Below are 2248 nucleotides of genomic sequence, written 5' to 3' on the forward strand. Positions count from 1 at the left end.
CTGCAGTCGACGTCATCGCGCTCACCACCGGACCGCGCTGGCCCGACGTCTCCGGCAACGTCCTGGCCACCGGCACTCGCGCAGTCACCACCGGCGCGCCCGACCCCGCCTGGATCGCCCGCTGCGCCGCTCTGTCCGAGAGGGCCGAACTGGCTGTGCACGAACAACTTCGAGAGCATCGGAAGCCGACAGGGCTGCATGTGGCCGACGTGGTGATGTCCGCGTTGCTGCCCGGAGATCAGCTGGTGCTCGGAGCGTCCAACCCCGTGCGCGACGCGGCCCTGGTGGCAATTCCGAACCCGGACGTGAAGGTTCTCTCCAACCGCGGCGTTGCCGGTATCGACGGCACCGTCTCGACGGCCATCGGTGCCGCGATGGCCGGAAAGCGGCGCACCGTGGCACTTCTCGGGGATCTGACATTTCTGCACGACGCGGCGGGCCTGCTCATCGGCACAGGTGAACCGCGTCCCGACGACCTGACGATCGTCGTGGCCAACGACGACGGCGGCGGCATCTTCGAGCTCCTCGAACAGGGCGACCCGCAGTACGCGGGGGTGTTCGAGAGAGTGTTCGGCACACCCCACGGTATGGACCTCGGTGCGTTGTGCGGTGCCTACCGCGTGGAGCATCGACTGGTCGACTTGGCCGATCTGGCAACCGAACTCACCGGCCATGCCACGGGAATCAGAGTGCTGGAAGTGACCACCGAGCGATCGGGATTGCGGGATCTGCACGCGGCAATTCGGGCCCGGCTTTAGAAGGAATGTGTACGTGCCCGACCGAATCTTCGCTGGGAAGGGAAGCCTGTGACGGGTGCGTTCGAGGTACTGGTGGACGATGATCGTACTCAGCTCGAGGCGTTCATCGAGGACTACCGGATCGCGATCGAGGCAACCCTCGATGGTCTCACCGAGGAGCAGGCGCGAGAACGGCTGGTCCCCTCGGCCACAACGCTTCTCGGATTGCTGAAGCATGTGACATGGATGCAGCGAGTGTGGTTCGAGGAGTGCATCGGGGGTGGTCCAGGGTTGCGCTCGGCCTGGTTCGCAGTCCTGAAGAGTCCTTCGTCATCGACGACGACGACACCATCGCAGGTGTCATCGCGGCGCACAGACAGGCGTGCGCAACTGCTCGAGCGGTGGTAGCCGACGTGCCACTCGATGCCATCGTGACGGGCCATCATTCCGGGCCTCGCACGGTGCACTGGGTGTACCTGCAGGTGCTGAGGGAATTGGCCCATCACTGCGGCCATGCCGACATCCTTCGTGAACAGATTCTCTCATCCTGAGGCCACGAGGGGCAGTCGCTAGCTCTGTTGCGCCGCAACCCATTCGAGGGTCTGGCCGGTTTCCTGATCGATCATGTCCTTGATCATCTTGTTGATCAGGTCCTCGATCTTGCCGCCCACGATGGGGATTTTCACGGTCGAGTCACCTTTGACGATCAGTTTCGCGCCGGTGCCGTCGGGACGCAACGACAGGGTGCCTTTCACCTTCGCGGGCAAACCGGTGGTGCCGCCGATCAGAGTTCCCTCGGCGCGATCGCCTTCGAGTGGTCCCCAGTGATCGGTGCGCGAGACGATCAGCTTTCCCTTGATCACCTTTGTGACGAAGCCGGGGAGTTCGGACGTGCCGACCTCCTCGGAGATGTCGACGGTCAGGCCGCCGTCGTCGTGCTTGGTCAGCTCGTAGCCGTCCGTCTTCTTCGCCTTGGCGAAGCGCGCCTCCCACTGGTCCTCGCTGGTGAGTGCGGCATGCACGTCAGCGGGGGGATTGGACGATTCGACGGTGAACTCGAAGCTGCGCGACATGAGTGCAGACGCTACCCGAGCGGAGTCGCGTCGGCTGCGAAGTAACCTGATCGCTGTGACCGATACCGACAGAGCCAGCCGAACGCTGTACAGGACCCGGCTGGTCGTGTTCGTGGTCGCCATTGCGATTTCGGTCCTTGCCGTGCTTCTGGTGGTCGGAGCCTGGCGCAACGACGTCACCATCGATTCCGACAAGGGCACCGCAACGGCCGAGGTGCTGTCCGCGGGCAAGTTGCGCTCGGCCGTCAGCTTCATCACCCCGGACGGCGTGACACACAACCCGGCGCTCGGCGTGCTGTACCCCACCAACCTCATCGCCGGTCAACGCATCGAGGTCGAGTACTACAAGGCCGACCCGGACGTCGAGCTGGTTCGCGTCGCGGGCCGCGACGCCACCGTCGCTGTCGTTCCGGCCGGATCCGTCATCGTCGTCACCTG

The 2248-nt window shown here is 64.5% G+C and carries 4 protein-coding genes; 3 read left to right on the forward strand and 1 reads right to left on the reverse strand.

Features of this window, described 5'->3' with window-relative positions:
* The coding region (locus RHBS_RS27095; protein WP_237669823.1) for a thiamine pyrophosphate-dependent enzyme at window positions 1-758 on the forward strand (758 nt) is incomplete at its 5' end.
* Window positions 759-830: 72 nt separating this feature from the next.
* Window positions 831-1145, forward strand: coding sequence for a DUF664 domain-containing protein (locus tag RHBS_RS32435; RefSeq protein ID WP_374700674.1), 315 nt, complete (start codon window positions 831-833; stop codon window positions 1143-1145).
* 161 nt (window positions 1146-1306) lie between these two features.
* Here RHBS_RS32435 and RHBS_RS27105 read toward each other — a convergent pair whose 3' ends face one another.
* Entirely contained in the window at window positions 1307-1810 is a 504-nt protein-coding gene (locus tag RHBS_RS27105; protein ID WP_128646884.1) for a DUF2505 domain-containing protein, read from the reverse strand.
* Between RHBS_RS27105 and RHBS_RS27110 the strand changes: the two genes are divergently transcribed.
* The coding region (locus RHBS_RS27110) for a hypothetical protein (RefSeq protein WP_237669828.1) at window positions 1809-2248 on the forward strand (440 nt) is incomplete at its 3' end. The genes RHBS_RS27105 and RHBS_RS27110 overlap by 2 nt on opposite strands.

It is taken from the genome of Rhodococcus sp. BS-15, assembly GCF_000813105.1.
In the GTDB taxonomy this organism is placed as follows: Bacteria; Actinomycetota; Actinomycetes; order Mycobacteriales; family Mycobacteriaceae; genus Rhodococcoides.